The sequence below is a fragment of the Ruegeria sp. CL6 genome, assembly GCF_056536465.1.
Genome location: NZ_JBQFPR010000009.1, coordinates 1 through 17,588 on the forward strand (window position 1 = coordinate 1; position 17,588 = coordinate 17,588).

The 17,588-nt window shown below is 58.2% G+C and carries 16 protein-coding genes; 4 read left to right on the top strand and 12 right to left on the bottom strand.

Annotation, left to right across the window (positions count from 1 at the left end; all coding sequences use genetic code 11):
• Nucleotides 1–105: 105 nt before the first annotated feature.
• On the bottom strand, nucleotides 106–309 hold the full coding sequence (locus ACR0LH_RS19105; RefSeq protein WP_480722107.1) for a hypothetical protein: 204 nt from the start codon (nucleotides 307–309) through the stop codon (nucleotides 106–108).
• 196 nt (nucleotides 310–505) lie between these two features.
• Between ACR0LH_RS19105 and ACR0LH_RS19110 the strand changes: the two genes are divergently transcribed.
• Entirely contained in the window at nucleotides 506–1,780 is a 1,275-nt protein-coding gene (locus ACR0LH_RS19110; protein ID WP_480722108.1) for a phenylacetate--CoA ligase family protein, read from the top strand.
• Nucleotides 1,781–2,146: 366 nt separating this feature from the next.
• Here ACR0LH_RS19110 and ACR0LH_RS19115 read toward each other — a convergent pair whose 3' ends face one another.
• From ACR0LH_RS19115 to ACR0LH_RS19140, 6 genes are all read right to left on the bottom strand, one after another.
• Nucleotides 2,147–4,759 (bottom strand): DNA polymerase, encoded by a 2,613-nt coding sequence (locus tag ACR0LH_RS19115; RefSeq protein ID WP_480722109.1) that lies wholly within the window; start codon nucleotides 4,757–4,759, stop codon nucleotides 2,147–2,149.
• Nucleotides 4,759–5,670 carry a bifunctional DNA primase/polymerase gene (locus ACR0LH_RS19120; RefSeq protein WP_170414908.1) on the bottom strand — a complete coding sequence of 304 codons (912 nt, stop codon included), beginning with the start codon at nucleotides 5,668–5,670 and terminating at the stop codon, nucleotides 4,759–4,761. The genes ACR0LH_RS19115 and ACR0LH_RS19120 overlap by 1 nt, the downstream gene beginning before the upstream one ends.
• Nucleotides 5,670–6,071, bottom strand: coding sequence for a DUF669 domain-containing protein (locus ACR0LH_RS19125; protein ID WP_170414905.1), 402 nt, complete (start codon nucleotides 6,069–6,071; stop codon nucleotides 5,670–5,672). Before ACR0LH_RS19125 ends, ACR0LH_RS19120 begins: the two co-directional genes overlap by 1 nt.
• Before the next feature lie 305 nt (nucleotides 6,072–6,376).
• Nucleotides 6,377–6,667, bottom strand: coding sequence for a hypothetical protein (locus tag ACR0LH_RS19130; RefSeq protein ID WP_171727887.1), 291 nt, complete (start codon nucleotides 6,665–6,667; stop codon nucleotides 6,377–6,379).
• 88 nt (nucleotides 6,668–6,755) lie between these two features.
• Nucleotides 6,756–7,376, bottom strand: a complete 621-nt coding sequence (locus ACR0LH_RS19135) for a hypothetical protein (RefSeq protein ID WP_170414899.1) — start codon at nucleotides 7,374–7,376, stop codon at nucleotides 6,756–6,758.
• The gene (locus ACR0LH_RS19140) at nucleotides 7,373–8,662 is read right to left on the bottom strand and encodes a tyrosine-type recombinase/integrase (protein ID WP_170414897.1); all 1,290 of its coding nucleotides are present in this window, start codon (nucleotides 8,660–8,662) and stop codon (nucleotides 7,373–7,375) included. Before ACR0LH_RS19140 ends, ACR0LH_RS19135 begins: the two co-directional genes overlap by 4 nt.
• A 259-nt stretch (nucleotides 8,663–8,921) precedes the next feature.
• Between ACR0LH_RS19140 and ACR0LH_RS19145 the strand changes: the two genes are divergently transcribed.
• The 3 genes from ACR0LH_RS19145 (at nucleotide 8,922) to ACR0LH_RS19155 (ending at nucleotide 11,879) form a co-directional block, all read left to right on the top strand.
• Nucleotides 8,922–9,560 (top strand): acyl-homoserine-lactone synthase, encoded by a 639-nt coding sequence (locus ACR0LH_RS19145; RefSeq protein ID WP_170485042.1) that lies wholly within the window; start codon nucleotides 8,922–8,924, stop codon nucleotides 9,558–9,560.
• A gap of 61 nt (nucleotides 9,561–9,621) precedes the next feature.
• Nucleotides 9,622–11,154 carry an ATP-dependent DNA helicase gene (locus tag ACR0LH_RS19150; RefSeq protein WP_480722110.1) on the top strand — a complete coding sequence of 511 codons (1,533 nt, stop codon included), beginning with the start codon at nucleotides 9,622–9,624 and terminating at the stop codon, nucleotides 11,152–11,154.
• Nucleotides 11,151–11,879 (top strand): SDR family oxidoreductase, encoded by a 729-nt coding sequence (locus ACR0LH_RS19155; RefSeq protein WP_170563555.1) that lies wholly within the window; start codon nucleotides 11,151–11,153, stop codon nucleotides 11,877–11,879. Before ACR0LH_RS19150 ends, ACR0LH_RS19155 begins: the two co-directional genes overlap by 4 nt.
• Nucleotides 11,880–11,882: 3 nt before the next feature.
• On the opposite strand, the gene ACR0LH_RS19160 is transcribed toward ACR0LH_RS19155, so the two are convergent.
• The 5 genes from ACR0LH_RS19160 to ACR0LH_RS19180 form a co-directional block, all read right to left on the bottom strand.
• The gene (locus tag ACR0LH_RS19160) at nucleotides 11,883–12,650 is read right to left on the bottom strand and encodes a TIGR02186 family protein (RefSeq protein WP_170550332.1); all 768 of its coding nucleotides are present in this window, start codon (nucleotides 12,648–12,650) and stop codon (nucleotides 11,883–11,885) included.
• A gap of 2 nt (nucleotides 12,651–12,652) precedes the next feature.
• Nucleotides 12,653–13,573 carry a sulfite exporter TauE/SafE family protein gene (locus ACR0LH_RS19165; protein WP_170387544.1) on the bottom strand — a complete coding sequence of 307 codons (921 nt, stop codon included), beginning with the start codon at nucleotides 13,571–13,573 and terminating at the stop codon, nucleotides 12,653–12,655.
• 338 nt (nucleotides 13,574–13,911) lie between these two features.
• Nucleotides 13,912–14,880: an ABC transporter permease gene (locus ACR0LH_RS19170; protein ID WP_480722112.1), complete on the bottom strand. Its 969-nt coding sequence runs from the start codon at nucleotides 14,878–14,880 to the stop codon at nucleotides 13,912–13,914.
• Nucleotides 14,880–15,974 (bottom strand): ABC transporter permease, encoded by a 1,095-nt coding sequence (locus ACR0LH_RS19175; protein ID WP_480722113.1) that lies wholly within the window; start codon nucleotides 15,972–15,974, stop codon nucleotides 14,880–14,882. The genes ACR0LH_RS19170 and ACR0LH_RS19175 overlap by 1 nt, the downstream gene beginning before the upstream one ends.
• Before the next feature lies 1 nt (nucleotide 15,975).
• Nucleotides 15,976–17,505: an ABC transporter ATP-binding protein gene (locus ACR0LH_RS19180; RefSeq protein ID WP_170621034.1), complete on the bottom strand. Its 1,530-nt coding sequence runs from the start codon at nucleotides 17,503–17,505 to the stop codon at nucleotides 15,976–15,978.
• Nucleotides 17,506–17,588: the final 83 nt, after the last annotated feature.

The window sequence follows — 17,588 nt, forward strand, 5'->3', positions numbered from 1 at the left end:
TCTCGGGGACATGCTGATGGAGCTTGGAAAACCCAATGAAGCTGCGGTCGCTTATCAGGCGACGCTGGATCTTTCTCCAAACAGAGCAAGAAGCCTCGCGGCACTTCAATAGGTGGCAACAACACACTTGGTCGGTGCTTTGTAGTTTTTGCAGCAGCATCGACCGATTTGGGCAAAAGCAGCCGCAAAGCGATCATGGCCCGAACGACTGCCATGCGCACGGAGCTGCCGTTTGGTGTTGGTGACCTCATGTCCGCTTTCGCGGTATCTCAGGTGACTATGATCCTGCGCGACTGTCAGATTTGACATTGGTCAATGCAGCGCAGCTCTTTGCTATAGTTAAGAATTAGCGACTTTTCCGACGCGGGATACAAAACGAGAAATGCCGGAGAACATGCATCTTAGTCTTCATAAAGCATTAGGGTATTTGATTGGTGGACTCTGGACAGGTTGGGGCGGACGTACGCGAATAGAAGCCAAGCAACTCCGCAACCTGCGGCGCCTCGTGGATAAGGCGCGTGGTGACTCACCTCTGTTTCGCCGACTATACGCAGCGCTGCCACCAACTGCCGAGATCGAACTTTACGACTTACCGGTGACCCATAAGCCCGAACTCATGGCAGAGTTCGACGACTGGCTGACAATCCGCTCTCTTCCACTCGACAAGGCCCGCGAACATCTGCGGGACCTGCGCAAGGTTGGTGTGCCTATCGACGATGTCGCCGTTTTTCAGACCTCCGGGACTTCGGGCGAACCTGCCGTCATCGTCTTGTCTGAATCGTTCGTGGAATATGCCTATGGCATCATGCTGGCACGCTTCGAACGATATCATCGGAAGCTTGTGCGAGACGTCCGAAAACTTGGCGACAGGGTGACGATTACAGGCGGGAACGGCCATTTTGCCGGAAACGGTTTCAACAAACTAGTGCAACGTTTGAACCCCCGGCTTGCCAAGGGCTTTGGTGTCACCTTTGTCGAGGCTGAACAGCCAATTGGTCAGCTTGTCAAAAGACTGAATGCGATTGGGAACATCGCTTGGATCGTGACGTACCCCAGCATGCTGGCCATTCTAGTCCAGGAAAAAGAGGCCAGGCGGCTGCGGATCGAACCGGCGTTCATTACCACAGGAGGCGAGACACTCACCGACGATCTCCGCGAACGAGTCGGGCGAGCCTTTCCGTCGCTGAAATACGGCATTGCCGATCCCTATGGGTGCACCGAGTGCTTGGCGCTTTCGTTCGAGTGTAGCCACGGGAGGAAACACGTGAATGAAGATTGGGTTATCCTCGAAGCGGTCGACGAAGCAATGCAACCCGTTCCCGACGGAACGTTGTCTGCGACCGCTCTGCTGACCGTGCTCGCTAACGACGTTCAGCCCTTCATCCGCTATGATTTGGGTGACTGTATTCGGTTTGACCAGCATGCTTGCCCCTGTGGATCGCCGTTTCGTAGTTTGCAGGTCGAGGGACGCCAGGCGACGTTGGTTCGCGTAGGCGAGGTGACCCTGTCGCCACTGATTTTCGATTTTGAGCACGACCAAGCCCAGCGCATCCAGTTGATCCAGACTGGCGAATTCGATTTCGAGCTGCGCGTGCAACTGGCAACGGGTGCGGCGGCGGGGCTTGTTCTAGAGGACGTCATCGGGTCGGTGAAGAAAGTATTTCGCGACAACGGCCTAGATGACGTCACAGTTCGAGCAAGCAAAAGACCTCCCGAATTCACCGCAAGCGGCAAATTCCACGAAGTTGTGCCTTTGCGAAACTCTAGCTCACCTTCATGACATAAACCGGCAGTCGCCAGTAGATCTCTGAGAAAGTGTGTTCTTGGCTTTCCTCTTCCAACTACGCGGGGTTCTTCCCTTCGTCAAAGCCGACATTCGCCGCGACGCAAAAGACAAGTAAATTGGGCTCGATGCGGTCATCTGAGCATTTTAGTCAGATAACCGCCTAGGAATTGAAAGCAGACATTGCACTGCACATGCCCAAGTTCTGAGGTGCCTATGACTGTGACTTTCATCGATGGCAATCTGATTGCCGAACCCCACACAGTTGAAAACCAATCCATAAGGGAAATGTGCGCAGATGCTCAGCGGTGGTGCTGAAACACTCGCCTGTATGGACACATTTGTGTCCTGTTCAAAAGTGTTTCATAGGTTGCTCCTACGCGTTGCTTTGGACTCCTCGTCCGCAATTATTCCGACCCTTGAAACATCGAATTCTGGGAAGGTTTCGTGCAGGACTTTTGCCAGTTTCTTGTCGCTCCTGCGCAGCGGTACCGGAGAGACTGATCGAAGGTTTCTCGTTCCTATATTTGCCAGGGTTTTCTTAGTGATTTTTACCCCTGCCTCGGCAAATGCCGCGATGATACGGGAGTTCTTGCCCCTGACCCGTTTGGCAGGTGCGCCATACTTCCCAGCCACCAAAGCACGCAGGGCATTTTCAGCAAATGGCGTTCGGCCTGACCTACCTGACGATCTCAACGCCTTTCGATCTGGCGCAGTGGCCGCAAACTCTGTGAAGTCTGCCCAATCGGCGAGTTTCTTCAGCACTCGTAGCCGATCCTTGCGCCAACGGTCGAAGAGCCCTCGGTTTGTGCGGAACTCTTCAAGGCTGTGCCACGGTTTCGTCTGATCGGTTGCGATCAGCCCCAGACGCTCAGTTAGCGCAACGGGGCTGCGTTTGAAGTCGGGTTCGAGGTTTGGCGTGATGACCGCGATTGTGGGTACTAGGTCAGCGTCGGCCACCCACTGCGTACGCAGATCGATGACGCGCTCAAACTTCATCTGCAGGCGCGGCGCACGCCCCGCATAGACAAAACACCACGCGAGGCTTTGTTCCAGCGGATCTTCGATTTTGTTCGGCAGTTTGTATCCAGCACGTGCCAAAACTACGGGCCTGTCGGGTGTCGGCTCCAGCGTGTACGTGCCCCGCGTCTTGACGGTCACAACCCGCCTTACCGTGGTTTTAACCTCCAGCGGTCGGGGGTCCTCGTTCGCATCCACCACACGCCGTAGGTCTGACATCCATTCCATGATCGGACCCGTCTCAAGCCCCAAGTCCTCAGGCATGACCTTCTGATCAGGTTCAAAACTTTTGGCGTCGGGATATTCAAACAGAATGCCATCTGTCGTTGCCGTATGGACGACCTGAGATGGTGGAACGCCGTTCAAAAGCTCGGCCAGTGCGGCCCGCAACAACCCAGTCGTAAACGCCGCGACGGCGGGAGACGTGATGCCCGACGGGGGCAGCTTTCCCATCGTCCCCGTGCGGCTGTCGAAGATCGTCTTACCCGAGTTCTGTTTCGCACCAGCAGCGGGTGCAGACTTCATCTGGTCGACGGCCTGCGCGGTTTTGCCGTAAAGCGAATTCCCGACCTCTTTCGCCAAACGTTCGAACAGAGATTTCTTCTCAGCCGACGCGCGCAATTCGTTCACCCGATGCGTGAACTTCTCAAAGACGCGCTCACCGTCCAATGGGGTTGGGATCACCACGGCGTGGATAACCTCGATCTCAGCCCCTGCATTCAGCGCGACGACCAGCTCGGGACCTGTACACCAGCTTTCGCCAGTGAACGGAAAGAGCAGCCCCGCATCACCCGCCCGAACGGGCAAGCCCGGAAATCGGGTGCTGGTAGGAAACTTGAACCGTACATGTGCAAACGACATCCGATCACGCAGAACAACGACCTCGGCGAGATCGGTAGTGGCGTACATCGCGTCCCAATCAGGGGCCAACACAGCCGCCATACCAGTCGTGTACGCGCCGCACAGATCGATATCGATGGCAGGGCACCTGCCCGAACTGGGGCCGATGGTGTACGCCTCGTTTCGACCGCCGAAGTAACAATTGGCAATATGCGCGAAGTGTGCGGCGTAAAGAGATTTGATATCGCCCCGCCGACCGTTCAGTTTTGTTTCATATCCTAGATGTTCCGCGTATCGCGCGTCGAGGTTTTTGAACACCTGAACTCCTGCTGATCCCAGCGTCGTTGGCATCTTGTCGATGCGCAAAACGTTCTGGCAGAAGTCCATGATCTGGGCCAGATAACGCGCCGCGATCACGGCATCCGTCAGTGCATATTTTTTGAATAGTTCGGGGTGTTGGTTAAGCAGCAGGTCCATGCGCTGGATAGCGGGAAACACTTCACCCGTTTTAGGATCGACCACCTCGGGCAACACAATCTTCGGAACGCCAACCAGCTCGCCCAAACCCGCCAAAGTTTGATGTGTTGCGGGTGCCAGAAGCATCGTATCGTGCAACCGTACCGACACTTCCAACGGACCACGCGTAAGATTTAGCTGCATGACCATCGGCCGGGTCGAGGTGGTGAACGTCCCCCGCACCGCGTCAAAGGACGCCTTCAACCCTTTCGGTTTAACCTGGCGCGCGCCAGTCTTTCGGTCGACAGCCATGATTGAACCGCGTGACCAATCCGCAAACGCGGGCAGATCAGCACGCGTGAAGTGTGCGCAAAGATCGATGATCACTGCACCCCTGCTCGTGCGCGGGGCTGTCTCCAGATCGAAGATACCTTCGGCAATCGCTGCATCGATCACTCTTGAAAGAATGGTCGACAGGTAGCGCCGCGATCTGGCGTCCCTACCGTCGATGATCTCGACACCGCCACCCTCGGCATCCGTCGCTGTGTTCAGGCAGTGGAATTGATACGACAGCAGTCTGTTCTGCTTGTGATCGCGGACTTGCGGACCTTCCCCGCCACCGCTCACATATTCCGTATCAAATCCCACCACCCACGCCATCAGTCGAGAACCTTCCAGCGTGCGCCGCCCATGCGGGCGTTCAGCGTGTGGTAATCCTCGCCGATTGCGTTGCGCGCCCAATTGATGACTCCAGCGATTTCAACGGTCGCATCCCGCTCTCCACCGACCAGACGCTGCAGAATCGGCTCCAGCTCCCAGATGCGACCGTCATCAAAACCTTTGCGTACGAGAGCCGATACAGCGCCTGTGACGCTGTAATGGCGCTCGCCTACCGTCGCTTGAGCCAGTAGCGATCCGCATACGTCAACGGGATCAACGTCGGGGTTTTCCGACATCGCCACCAAAAACGGCGTTGCCATGCCCGAATGGCCGCCGCCGCCGCCGTTCACTTGAACGCGGGCGGGTTCGATTAGACCTCTGGCGATGGCTGTTTGAAGAAACGTCGACAGGGCTGCGTTTGTGACCATCGGTATTTCGGTCAAGGGCTCATCGAACGGATTTGCCAATGGCCAAGTGTAGGGCTTGCCCGTCGCGGGGTGGTGGCCCATCACCACGGCCTGCTTGGACGCATAAACCTCGGCATCGCCGAACACCCTGCCAATCGGCGGGTCAGTCAGATCGGGACGCCAAACCGTCAGCACTTTGGGCGGTAGCCCGACCCGCTTGAACGGGTTCTCCGGCAACATTTGCAGGCGCAGGCGCTCGATTTCTGCGGCCTTCTCGGGGTCCATCACGTCAACGTCGAGGTAAACCACCTCGCGCCCCGCAGGATGCCCGATACCCGTCATCGGCCCTGCTCTATTCAATAGGTTCTCAAACTCGGCATCCGTCATCGGGCGGCGGTTAAAAACCTGCCAGCCGCTGATCGCTGGGGCCTTCTTACCTGGTATCAACGGGAGAGGGCTGGTCCAGCCCTGCTCCCTAAGTTGCGGTGCAAAGTCGGCGAACATCACTCAGGCGCTTTCACCGCTTTGATCTTCGTCGCCTTCAGACCGCGCTTCGTGCCGTGGGCAACAACCAACCGCACTTTTTGACCGATCAGCTTCGCCGTCATGTCCTCGTATGACTCAAACGCGGTGGCGGGGTCCCAGCCCATGGCCTCCGCCAGTGACTGCACGCGCTGGAAACCATCTCGCGCCTGTTCCTCGGATCGGATCGAATTCCTACCAACCTCGATCAACAGGAATTCTTCGAGCGAATATTCTTCGTCAACTTCTTTTGGTGTGACCGCGTAGTTGATCTTGAGATAAACCTCGGTTCCAGTGTCACTAGCAGCGAAGTCTGAGATCACCGCATTATGGGTGCCTGCTGGGCATAAGCGAGCCCCAAACGCTCCAGATGAGAAGTCCATTGTTACTGTCCTTTTCGAGTTATCCGACCGTCTGGCGTCCGCAAGACCTTGATGAAGCGGACCTGATCGGTTTGTTTCATCCATGTTTTGTTGAGTGTTCGGTGCAAACCGCACTTAACCTGCTGTTATGTTCGGTCATCAGCGCCCCCTATGCTGCAGGAGCGCAAGAAACTCGCACAGCGCTTTGTCCGCCCTGATCAGGTCCCGCTCTTCTGCCAGGCTTGGCGTCTGCCGTGTTCACGATCAGGCCGCAGTCGAGGTTGTGCGCTGCCTTGATCCGACGGGCGACGTCGTTTTTCGGGTTCTCATGCGGCATTACCAGCGCCCTCCGCGCGGATGCGATTGAACGTGTAACGACGGCCCCGCTTATTCAGCAGGCGTTCATGCTCTTCATCGATTTTCAGTTGGGCATATTCGAAAGCTTCTTCGGTCGAAGCGGTTTGGCGACCGTTGATTAATATCCAATCCAGCGGCCAGTTGGCGACCGTGGTGGGGGTGGTCTGGTAACCCGCGAGCGTTAGCGCCTCGGCAAGCTCCTTGCGCGGCATACGCAGGGGGCACGGGTCAGGTAATTTGAGTGTGAAAAGTCGTGACATTCGTCGGCTCCATCAAAAATTTCGATGGAATCAACGTGCCAATTATTTTTGCGTACTAAGCCTGGGGGTAATCACGCAAAACCAAGTTTTATGAACCGTCGGTGCTCTTAATCATACGGATCAGAGACGCCTGCAAGTCGTCGAAGGGCGTCTTGAAACCGTCGTCCTTCTCACCTTGGTACGTCGATCCGCTTTCGGCTTCGACGTTCAGACCTAGAGGCCCTTCATCCGTCAGAACTTCCTTTGCCCAGCGCCTAACACTCGCGTGCCAGCCCCTGATCGTATCGGGTCTAACGTCGAGCCCCGCATTTGAGGCAATCCGCGCCACGGCGGTATATCCGTCGCCCAGCGTTCCGAATAAGCCCTGCGCCTTGCCAGTGTCGACCATGATGGCGGCAAAGGTTTTGATCCTCGTTTCCGCGTCGCTGGCGTGGGGTCTGTTCTCGATCTCCGCCTTCCTAAGCATCGGTGCGACCCTTCCATTGTCGAGGTCTTCCAGAGCGCTGCGTAACCTGCGGAGCTTTACGGTGAGGTGTGGCTGCGCGCCGGCGTCATCCAGGGAGCCGATGACAGCGTAAAGGGCGTGAATCGCGCCCTTACGGTCGTTAGGGTTTCGGGCGGAAGCTTCCAGCATACCGATTAGGTCCACACCCTTGCGGTCCAGCTTACGCTGCTCAGCTTTTACTCGTTCGTGAAAGGGAACTTTCATCGGATCGCCACCACATTGCCTGTTGGCCGGTCGACGATGTCGGACAGGATGCGCCCCCATGCAGCCATCGCCTCGGCCTGATCGCCCTTCCGCGACGCACGGTTGTAAACACCCATCACGCCCGATGTCGTCGCCGATGCAGCGTGGTTCAGCACGCGGTCAATAACGCTGTCGGCAAACCCCAGCCCGCTCTCTGCCATCAGCGTTGCGAACGTCCTGCGCATGTCGTGCGGCGTCCAGTGCGGAATGTCGGGCGTGATCTTGCGGAACTGGGTAATTAGGTGACTGCGATTCACAATCGGTCCACCCGCAGCGTTAAACGGAAAAACGTAGTCGCTTTGACGGGGACGACCTTGCAGTATCTTACGCGCCAGCGGGTGCATTGCAAACTCGTGCGGTTCGCTGTTCTTGGTCATCTTGCCGGGTTGCCGCCAAACCGAAAGATCATCGGACAGGTCCCTCCACACCATTTGAAACGCCTCACCCGAACGGCAAGGCACACAGATCAAGAACCTCAGCAGGTCTCGGCGTGTTTGGGCCAGCTTGTCGGCGGCGTTCCAGATGTAGCGCAGCTCGTTAGGCGTCAGGACACGGTCTCGCCCCGCAGACCGTTTTGGCCCCTTCACCTGCCGCGCAAGGTTCAGGTCGACCAGCTCTCGGGTGACCGCGTAGTCCAGAAACGCGTTCAAAGCTGTGAACCGCAACAGCCAGACAGCCCCGCGCTTGTGCTCGAAAGCAACCCGAATGTCGCGCAATGGTATCGACGCGGGGGGCACGTCCATGGCCCCCATCGCGTCGAGCACATAGCCAACGCTGTAACCGACCGACTTAACGTAGTCTGCGCCCACGGTCCCGCCGCTCTTACTGGGGCGCTGGGCAAAGTTTTCCAGGAACGCGGGGATCATCTCACGGCACTTGGTCTGGCCGCTCAGGCCGTCGATACACAGCTTTCTTTCCGCGACGCGCTGGGCGCGATCCGCCTGTTGTTCTCCTACCGGGTCGCGTCCCGACGCAACCGCCTGCTTTGCGATCAGCGCAGCCTCACGCGCCTCGGTGATCGAGAACGCCTGATGATCCCCAATTGTCAGGGTGCGGGTGGGCCAGCGCCGACCGTCGGGGCGCGTGCCCCTGGGTTTGTATTGGTAGCGCCATGTCTCGCCCTGTTTATGCACCGCAAGCGAAAGCCCTTTCACTTGGGCGTCCCGCAATACCGTGGTCTTGAACCGGCTCGGGTCCTGCTGCCGTTTGCGGATCACAGCCGCAACGGTCGCTTTCGTTATCGACATAGCATTCCTCCCCAATTGACTAAAAAAGCGGACACGATACGGACATTATAGCCGTTGGCCACTGTGGTTCAATGGAAGTTATTGGAGGCGACGCACCCTCTAAGCCCTTTTTAAAAGAGATATTTCCGTAAATGTCGCTGGGGCTTAGGCGAATACCGTACTTAATAGTGGTTTAACGGCCGGGCTCTCCTCGAACGGGAAATTAACTACGGCTTTGTACCCCCTTCGTTCCTGCACAGGACGACAAGGGGAAAAAGTCATGTTGCGCTATTTGTTTGCGGATGAATTGCATAAATTTCCGAAGCTGGCCGATGGGATGTTCCGCGACCGCGCGGATCAGTTCAAAACCCGGCTGGGCTGGGACGTTCACGTCAATGAAAACGGAGAGGAGCGGGATCAATACGATGATCTGAACCCGCTCTACGTCATTTGGGAGGAGGAGGACGGCAGCCACGGCGGGTCCATGCGTGTCCTGCCAACAACGGGCCGCGTCATGGTGAATGAGGTTTTCGGGCACCTGACAGGCGGTGAGCCGGTCAACAGCCCCCTGATCTGGGAGGTAACCCGCTTTTGCCTGTCCCGCACGGCCAGCCCGCATACCGCTGGGGCAATCATGCTGAGCGGGGGTGAAATCATGGAAGGGTTCGGCCTGACCCATATCGCGGGCGTCTTCGACGCGCGGATGATTCGGATCTATCGCCTCATCGGATCGTCGCCGATCGTGCTGGGGTCCGAAGGTAAGGGTCGCGACCAGATTTCGGTCGGGCTATGGCCCTATTCCTCCGAAGACTGCTATCGTGTGGCAGAACGCGCGGGCATCCCACGTGAGTTGTCCCGCTTGTGGTTCAAGACCGCGTTCGGGACCGGGCGGCAACACCGGTTTGCCTTGTCCGCCTAAGGCGCGCGAAAACGCAATTCCGTATCTGGTGATAGCTGGCGTGGCCCTGTAGGGTCGCGCCATGTCTTTGCCTCCCGTGACCTTCTCTGACGATCAGGCCGCCGCCTATGACAGCATCGCCGAGATGCTGAAATCCGCCGGAGTTGATCTGGATGACGACGCCCTGTTGAAGCTGCCCGGCAGTGGAAAATCCGGTGTCATGGCGGTCATCGGTAAGGCGGGGTCCGGGAAAACCCTTTTGCTTGCAGAGCTTTACAAGGCTCTTGCTGAAACGGGTGTTCAGATCGTCTCGGGCGATTTTGAAAGTCGCAAAGCGCGCGAAAAGCGCAGCTTGGCCATCCTCGCGCCAACCAACAAGGCAGCAAGCGTGTTGCGTCTACGCGGGGTGCCTGCGACGACGATCCATCGTATCCTTTATACGCCGGTCTATGACCCCGAATACGAACGCATTGCCGAATGGCTGGCGGGCAATGATGAACGGCCCGAGATCGAAGGGCTGACCGACGAAGCGCTGGACCGCGCGGCTGCGTTCTACCAGAACAACAAATCCATCCCCGGCGCTTTGGCGGCCGCGGGGTTGCGCGGCTCGGATTTCATAACGGGCTGGAAACGCCGGGACGAGCCTCTTGATATCGGGTTCGTGGACGAAGCCTCGATGCTGGATGACCGCCAGTTTGAGGACCTGCAAGAGATTTTCCCCACTCTGCTGTTATTCGGTGATCCCGCACAGTTGGCCCCGGTCAATCAATCCGGCAGCATGGTGTTCGACGCGCTGCCTGAGCCGCGAAAGCAGATTTTGCACCGGGTACACAGACAGACTGCGGACAATCCCATTCTGGACCTGGCCCATGCGTTGGCCGACCCTCAGATGGGTTTCGAGGATTTTGAACGGCTGGTCGAACAGACCGCACAACGGGACGAGCGCGTTGTCTGGGGGCAAAGGGTCGAGGTCGATCTGATGGCCCGCAGCCCCGTTCTGGTCTGGCGCAATGCGACCCGTATCCGTCTGATTCAAGCGTTCAGGCACGTCCACGGCGCACCTGATACCGAGTTGCTGGAGGGTGAGCCGCTGATCTGCGATGGGATCGAGCTGCCTTTGAAGCATCGCAAAAAGCGTCTGGATCTTGAGGCGCGCGGGCTGATCAAGGGCGCGCAGGTCATCTATCTGGGGCCGGGACGTAAGCCGGGGTTTTCTCGGTTGCACGTCATAGGGGCCGAAGACCCGCAGGTCAGCGCCGCGTCGATTGTCAAAATCGAAATGCCGGATGAGGAAGAACCCTTTATCCCATATGCCGCGCGAATGGGCGCAACCTTTCTGCATGGCGCGGCAGTGACGATCCACAAGGCGCAGGGGTCGCAGTGGGACACGGTTCAGGTTTTTGCGCCCGACATCTATGCAGCGGCCCGGATGGGGCGGACAGAGGCCGGGCAGCCGTTGTGGAAGCGGCTGGCATACGTGGCCATCACGCGCGCGCAGGAAAGGTTGATCTGGGTGGTGCGCAACCGCTTGGCCAAACCCACCTACCCACTGCGAGTGGATGATCTGCGTGCGGTTCCGGCGGCCTCGCTGACATTGGAGGCGGAAGAAACATGAAGACGATCATAGTCACAGGGGCCAGCGCGGGCATCGGGCGCGCGACGGCCGAACTTTTTCTGGACGAGGGGTGGACAGTAGGGCTTTTGGCTCGCAGCGGGGACACTTTGGCAGCGATGGCCAGTGGTCGACCCAATGCTGTTCCCTTACCTGCGGATGTGACCGAGCCCGAGGCGGTTTCGGGCGCGTTCAACCGCTTTCTCGACAAAGCCGGACGATTGGATGTGCTGTTCAACAACGCGGGAATATTTGCGCCCGGCGGAACGATTGACGAAATCGCGCTGGCGGATTGGTACCAAAGCGTCAACGTCAACTTGAATGGGATGTTCCTGTCAGCACGCGAAGCGTTCCGGATCATGCGGCACCAATCGCCGCAGGGTGGACGTATCATCAATAACGGTTCGATTGCAGCGCACGTGCCGCGCCCGAACTCGGTCCACTATTCGGCGACGAAACATGCAATCACCGGTCTGACCCGCAGCCTGTCTTTGGATGGGCGCGACTTTGGTATTGCCTGCGGTCAGATTGATATCGGCAACGCGCGGACGCAGATGGTGCAGGGATTGGTCGACAATGCGATTGCGGCGGGTGAGCAACCCGATCCAACCATGGCGGTTGAGGACGCGGCCCGGTCCGTGTTTCACATGGCGTCCCTGCCCGCTGAGGCCAATGTGCAGTTCATGACCGTGATGGCGACAACCATGCCCTATATCGGTCGCGGGTAGCCGTTAGTTCTCACGCAGCAAACGGAAAGCGGTAGACGCACCCCAGCCCGCAGCAATGGCGATCACCAAAGACATCAGCCCGTACCAGACGGGTTGTTGACGGGACAGGTTATAGAGAAAACGCTCTAGTCCAACCTTGCGGACGTCAATGGTTGTTTCAAAGCTCGAAACGACCGCTCCGCCGCGGGTTAGGAAGATACGCGCGGTATAGTCACCTTCGGTCAGATCGGCAGGCATGGCGATTGAGGTTCTAAACAGGGTCTGCTCATCCACAGCGACGGTGTCCTCACGGATCGAGTAGAGCCCCTCATCCTCGCGGATGCGGACCACGGCATCTGCAAAGTCCTGCGCGCCGCGTATATGCATTGCCGCGCCGACCGAACGGATAGCCCGCTCGATCGAAATTCTGTACCGCAGGTCCTCGGTGTCGGACAGGATGTCGTCCAAAGGGGCACTGGTTGCGACGGCATAGAAACTGGGCGCAAGATCAACCAAGACGCTGTCGGTGTTTACCCAAATCCCCAGCTTGCGTTCCTTGCGTCTGACCATGACGGGGCTTGAAGGGCCGGCGACGGCCACGACCACCTCCAGCGGTGGGCCTGACGGGATAGGTGTCTCACGTTTGACCGCGCCGAAGATCAGGATTTCCGAGCCATCAAATGTCGCCGTAATGGCCACGCGATCATGGCTAAGACCAAGCACGACCTGCTCATCCTCGGCAAGCGCAGGGGTGACGCATAACGCAAAAAGCAGGATCAGGCGTTTCAGCATGATCAGTGCCCCCCCTCAGTGCCCAGCGAGTAGAGCTCGGAGGGTTCGATCAGCAAGTCCAGAGCCAGTTTGCCGCAAACGACCAGAACCAGCGCCGCCAGAAGCACGCGCAGCTGTTCCGCAGGCATTCGCGCTCCGATCACCGTTCCGATCTGCGCGCCGACAACCCCGCCGACCAGAAGCAGGACAGCCAGTACGATGTCCACCGTATAGTTGGTGGTCGCATGCAGCATGGTGGTAAAGCCTGTCACAAAGATGATCTGGAACAGCGAAGTTCCAACAACGACCTTTGTTGGCATCCCCAACAGATAGATCATCGCGGGGACCATGATGAAGCCGCCGCCAACACCCATGATCGCGGACAGAACACCGACGCACAAGCCGACCAGCATGGGCGGGATAACCGAGATATACAGGCCCGAAGTACGGAACCGCATTTTGAACGGCATCGCGTGAACCCAACCGCGCTGACGCCGTGGGGCAGGGGCGCTGCCCCCTTTCTTGGACTTGCGCAGCGCGTTGAGGCTTTCGATGAACATCAGGCTGCCGACAACCCCAAGGAAGACGACATAGCAAAGTGTGACCAGCAAATCGACCTGGCCAAGGCTTTTTAGGTAGTTGAATACCACCACGCCAAGGGCCGCGCCTATCAATCCCCCCGTCAGAAGAACGGTTCCCATCTTGAGGTCGACGGTCTTTCGTCGAAAATGCGCCAGTACGCCAGAAAAGGACGACGCCACGATCTGGTTGGCCTCGGTCGCCACAGCCACAGCCGGAGGGATGCCGATGAAGAAAAGCAGCGGTGTCATGAGGAACCCGCCACCGACCCCGAACATACCGGAAAGAATACCAACCATCCCGCCCAGCCCCAGCAGCAGAAAGGCGTTTACAGAGACTTCGGCGATGGGAAGGTAAATCTGCATGGTACTTTAACGGTTGAGGCTGGATGCATCGCGCAGCGCGATACGGTCCGGCGAAGTAGGATGTGGTCGCGCGTCAATGCAAGCAGGGGCGGTTGCACGGACCCACAGGCTAAAAGTGGAGTGTCCAGTTGGTGCGCCCGAGAGATGCGCTTGAATTTGCGCTGCTGCCTTGACCCAAACAAGTACCAGTGCGCCCGGCACCCCGGTGAGTCTTGCTTCGAGGTCGGCTATCACAGGAAACACACGCATACCTCTTTAGAACCTTTGCGGCATGCAAAATCAACTCTGCATGCCGCTATGCAGCGAACAGGACTGAACTGTGTCCGAAACTGGACTTATCAACGCTCTTTCACGTAGGGCTCGCCGCCCGCGCGCGGTGGGATAGCTTTGCCCACGAACCCGGCCAGAATAACGACCGTCAGAATGTAGGGCAGGGCGTCCATGACCTGAACCGGGATAACGACACCCCCCAGGTCAATGTTCTGGAACCGCAGCGCGACCGCTTGCAAAAGACCAAACAACAGGCAAGCCCACATTGCATGCCACGGCCGCCATTTCGCAAAGATCAACGCGGCCAGCGCGATGAAGCCGCGCCCGGCCGTCATGTCCTTGACAAACCCCGCTTGCAGGGCTGTGGCCAGATACGCACCGGCAATGCCGCACAGAACGCCGCAGATCGCAACGGCAGCATAACGCAGGCCAACGACGGAAACTCCGGCTGTGTCCACGGCGGCGGGATTTTCACCCACGGCGCGCAGACGCAAGCCGAAACGGGTGCGGTACAATATCCACCATGTCGCAGGCACCATGAGAAAGGCGACATAGACAAGGATTGAATGACCTGAAAGCAGTTCGGAATAGATCGGTCCGATCACGGGAACCTCGGCAAGCTGCTCGGAAAAGGGGAAGTTGATCGGGGTGAACCGACCTCCGCCAAATAGGGATGGCGTGCGGCCGCCTTGCTGGAACCAACTCTGCGCGACCAGTACAGTCATGCCCGCCGCAAGGAAGTTGATGGCAACCCCCGAGATCAATTGGTTGCCCCGGAACGTGATCGAGGCCAGCCCATGAAGGCCGGAGAGGATCAGAGATGAGCCAATTCCAGCAAGCAGACCCAGCCAGACCGAACCGGTCACGGCGGCCAGAGCTGCCGAGAAGAACGCGGCCATCAGCATCTTGCCCTCAAGCCCGATATCGAAAATGCCAGCGCGTTCGGAATACAGCCCCGCAAGGCAGGCCAGCAACAGCGGTGTCGCCAGGCGGATCGTCGAGTCCAGGATTTGGACGAGCGTCACGAAGAACTCCATCACTCTGCTCCTTTCCGCAGGTTCAGGAACACTTTTTCAAGCGGCATCCTCACCATATTGTCCAGTGCTCCGGTGAACAGGATCACAAGCGCCTGAATAACGACAATCAGTTCGCGCGGGATGGACGTCCAAAGCGCCAATTCCGCCCCGCCCTGATAAAGAAATCCAAACAGGATCGCGGCCAGGAACACGCCGAACGGGTGAGACCTGCCCATCAGCGCCACCGCGATACCGATAAATCCGGCGCCCTCGGTCGAGTTGAGAACCAGCCGTTCGGCCTCGCCCATAACGTTGTTGATCGCCATAAGCCCGGCCAAGGCACCGGATATCAGCATGGCGACGATGGTAATGCGCACCGGTGAAATACCGGCATAGACCGCACCAGTTTCCGAGTGGCCATAGGCGCGGATTTCATATCCCAGACGGGTTCTCCAGATCAGTGCCCAGACCACGACGCAGGCAAAGATCGCAACCAGTAGGGAAATGTTTGCCGGTGCAGCTTTTGAAAAGTTGATACCGATCGGGGCCAGCAGCTCATGCAATGTGGGTAGGTGGACCGTTTCCGAAAACCGCGCCGTCGCTGGATCCATTGACCCTTCGGGGCGCATCACATTGACAAGCATGTAGTTCAGAAGGGCCGCAGCGATAAAGTTGAACATGATCGTGGTGATCACGATATGGCTGCCACGCTTGGCTTGCAGATAAGCCGGAATCGCCGCCCACGCCGCGCCGAACAGCATCGAGGCAGCACAGGCCGCCAGCAACGCGATGCTCCAATGCGGCCACGGGACATATAGGCAGACCAGAGCAACCCCCAGCCCGCCCAGCATGGCCTGCCCCTCGCCCCCGATGTTGAACATCCGCGCATGAAAGGCGACGGCAACGGCGAGGCCGGTAAACATGAAGTTGGTAGCGTAGTAGAGGGTATAGCCCCAGCCGTAAGTAGACCCAAGCGCACCCGACACCATCAACTTTACCGCTTCGACCGGGTTTTCTCCGATGGCGAGAATAACCAGCGCCGACAGGATTGCGGCCAGCATCAGGCTGATCAGCGGGATCAGAACGACGTCGGCCCATTTGGGCATTTTATCCATCTTACGCGGCCTCTCCCGCAACACCGGCCATCAACAGGCCCAATTCTTTTTCATCTGTTTCATGGGGCAGACGCTCACCCATGATATGTCCATCGAACATCACGGCGATCCGGTCGGATAGCGAAAAGATTTCCTCAAGCTCGACTGAAACCAGCAGGATCGCCTTGCCCTGATCGCGCAGAGCGACGATCTGTTTGTGAATGAACTCGATCGCGCCGATGTCGACGCCGCGTGTAGGTTGCCCGACCAGAAGCAGATCGGGGTTTCGCTCGATCTCGCGCGCGACGACGATCTTTTGCTGGTTCCCGCCCGAGAAGTTCTTGGCCGCCAGCCAGCCATCAGGCGGGCGGACGTCGAATTTTTCGATCTTACGTTCGGTATCAGCACGCAGAGCAGCGTTGTCCATGAAGATCCCGCGTTTATAGGCCGGGTCCCGGTGATAGCCGAAGGCCACGTTCTCCCAGGCGTGGAAATCCATAATCAGACCTTCGCGCTGGCGGTCTTCGGGCACGTGAGCGATGTGTTGCGCGCGCCGCGCCTGCCCATCCGACCCTGCACCGCTGAGCGCAAGCGGCGTGCCGTTCAATTTGATCGAGCCTTGGCCAGAGCGCATTCCGCCCAGAACTTCCAACAATTCGGATTGCCCGTTTCCGGCAACTCCGGCAATTCCCACGATCTCGCCCGCGCGGACAGTCAGGTTTATGCCTTTGACACGCTCGACACCTGCTTCATCAATGACTTGCAGGTTTTCAATCTCAAGGATGGGTTTGCCCGGCTGAGCTGGCACCTTGTCGACCTGCAGCAGAACCTTGCGGCCCACCATCAGCTCGGCCAGTTCCTGCGGGTTGGTGTCGGCCGTCTTTACCGTGGCTGTCATCTGGCCGCGCCGCATCACCGACACGGTGTCGGTGGCCTCCATGATCTCGCGCAGCTTGTGGGTGATGAGGATGATCGTTTTGCCTTCTGCACGCAGGCGATCAAGGATTCGGAACAACTGATCAGCTTCGGCAGGTGTCAGCACGCCGGTCGGCTCATCAAGGATCAGAATCTCGGCCCGGCGGTACAGCGCCTTTAGGATTTCAACACGCTGCTGCATCCCCACACCGATCTCGTCGATGCGTTTGTCAGGGTCCACGAACAGCTCATATTCCTCTTCCAGCGCTTTCAGTTCCTTGCGCGCCTTTGATAGAGACGGGGCCAACAACCCGCCATCTTCGGCCCCCAGAACAATGTTTTCCAGAACAGTGAAGTTTTCGACCAGTTTGAAATGCTGGAACACCATCCCGATGCCGGCTGCGATTGCCGCCTGACTATCTGGGATGTCGGTCTTGGTGCCGTTGATCCATATCTCGCCCTTATCGGCTTTGTAAAAGCCGTAGAGGATGCTCATTAGCGTGGACTTGCCCGCACCGTTTTCACCGATGATTCCGTGGATCGTACCGGGGGCAACGCTAATGGAAATGTCTTTATTGGCCTGAACCGGCCCAAAGGCTTTGGAAATCCCTTTGAGCTCAATGGCGGGGACGGTCATGTCTTGTCCTCAGTTGCCGAAGGGCCGCATACACATCGCGGCAGAGTGGGTGTGAGGCGGAGGCAACCCCCGCCCCACGCGAT

Excerpts from the sequence above, each read along its gene's own strand:
- ACR0LH_RS19130 (WP_171727887.1), bottom strand. The coding sequence starts at position 6,667 with ATGTCACGACTTTTCACACTCAAATTACCTGACCCGTGCCCCCTGCGT.
- ACR0LH_RS19150 (WP_480722110.1), top strand. The coding sequence starts at position 9,622 with ATGTCTTTGCCTCCCGTGACCTTCTCTGACGATCAGGCCGCCGCCTAT.
- ACR0LH_RS19180 (WP_170621034.1), bottom strand. The coding sequence starts at position 17,505 with ATGACCGTCCCCGCCATTGAGCTCAAAGGGATTTCCAAAGCCTTTGGG.
- ACR0LH_RS19145 (WP_170485042.1), top strand. The coding sequence starts at position 8,922 with ATGTTGCGCTATTTGTTTGCGGATGAATTGCATAAATTTCCGAAGCTG.
- ACR0LH_RS19160 (WP_170550332.1), bottom strand. The coding sequence starts at position 12,650 with ATGCTGAAACGCCTGATCCTGCTTTTTGCGTTATGCGTCACCCCTGCG.
- ACR0LH_RS19155 (WP_170563555.1), top strand. The coding sequence starts at position 11,151 with ATGAAGACGATCATAGTCACAGGGGCCAGCGCGGGCATCGGGCGCGCG.
- ACR0LH_RS19135 (WP_170414899.1), bottom strand. The coding sequence starts at position 7,376 with ATGAAAGTTCCCTTTCACGAACGAGTAAAAGCTGAGCAGCGTAAGCTG.
- ACR0LH_RS19170 (WP_480722112.1), bottom strand. The coding sequence starts at position 14,880 with ATGGAGTTCTTCGTGACGCTCGTCCAAATCCTGGACTCGACGATCCGC.
- ACR0LH_RS19165 (WP_170387544.1), bottom strand. The coding sequence starts at position 13,573 with ATGCAGATTTACCTTCCCATCGCCGAAGTCTCTGTAAACGCCTTTCTG.
- ACR0LH_RS19105 (WP_480722107.1), bottom strand. The coding sequence starts at position 309 with ATGTCAAATCTGACAGTCGCGCAGGATCATAGTCACCTGAGATACCGC.
- ACR0LH_RS19125 (WP_170414905.1), bottom strand. The coding sequence starts at position 6,071 with ATGGACTTCTCATCTGGAGCGTTTGGGGCTCGCTTATGCCCAGCAGGC.
- ACR0LH_RS19175 (WP_480722113.1), bottom strand. The coding sequence starts at position 15,974 with ATGGATAAAATGCCCAAATGGGCCGACGTCGTTCTGATCCCGCTGATC.
- ACR0LH_RS19140 (WP_170414897.1), bottom strand. The coding sequence starts at position 8,662 with ATGTCGATAACGAAAGCGACCGTTGCGGCTGTGATCCGCAAACGGCAG.
- ACR0LH_RS19120 (WP_170414908.1), bottom strand. The coding sequence starts at position 5,670 with ATGTTCGCCGACTTTGCACCGCAACTTAGGGAGCAGGGCTGGACCAGC.
- ACR0LH_RS19115 (WP_480722109.1), bottom strand. The coding sequence starts at position 4,759 with ATGGCGTGGGTGGTGGGATTTGATACGGAATATGTGAGCGGTGGCGGG.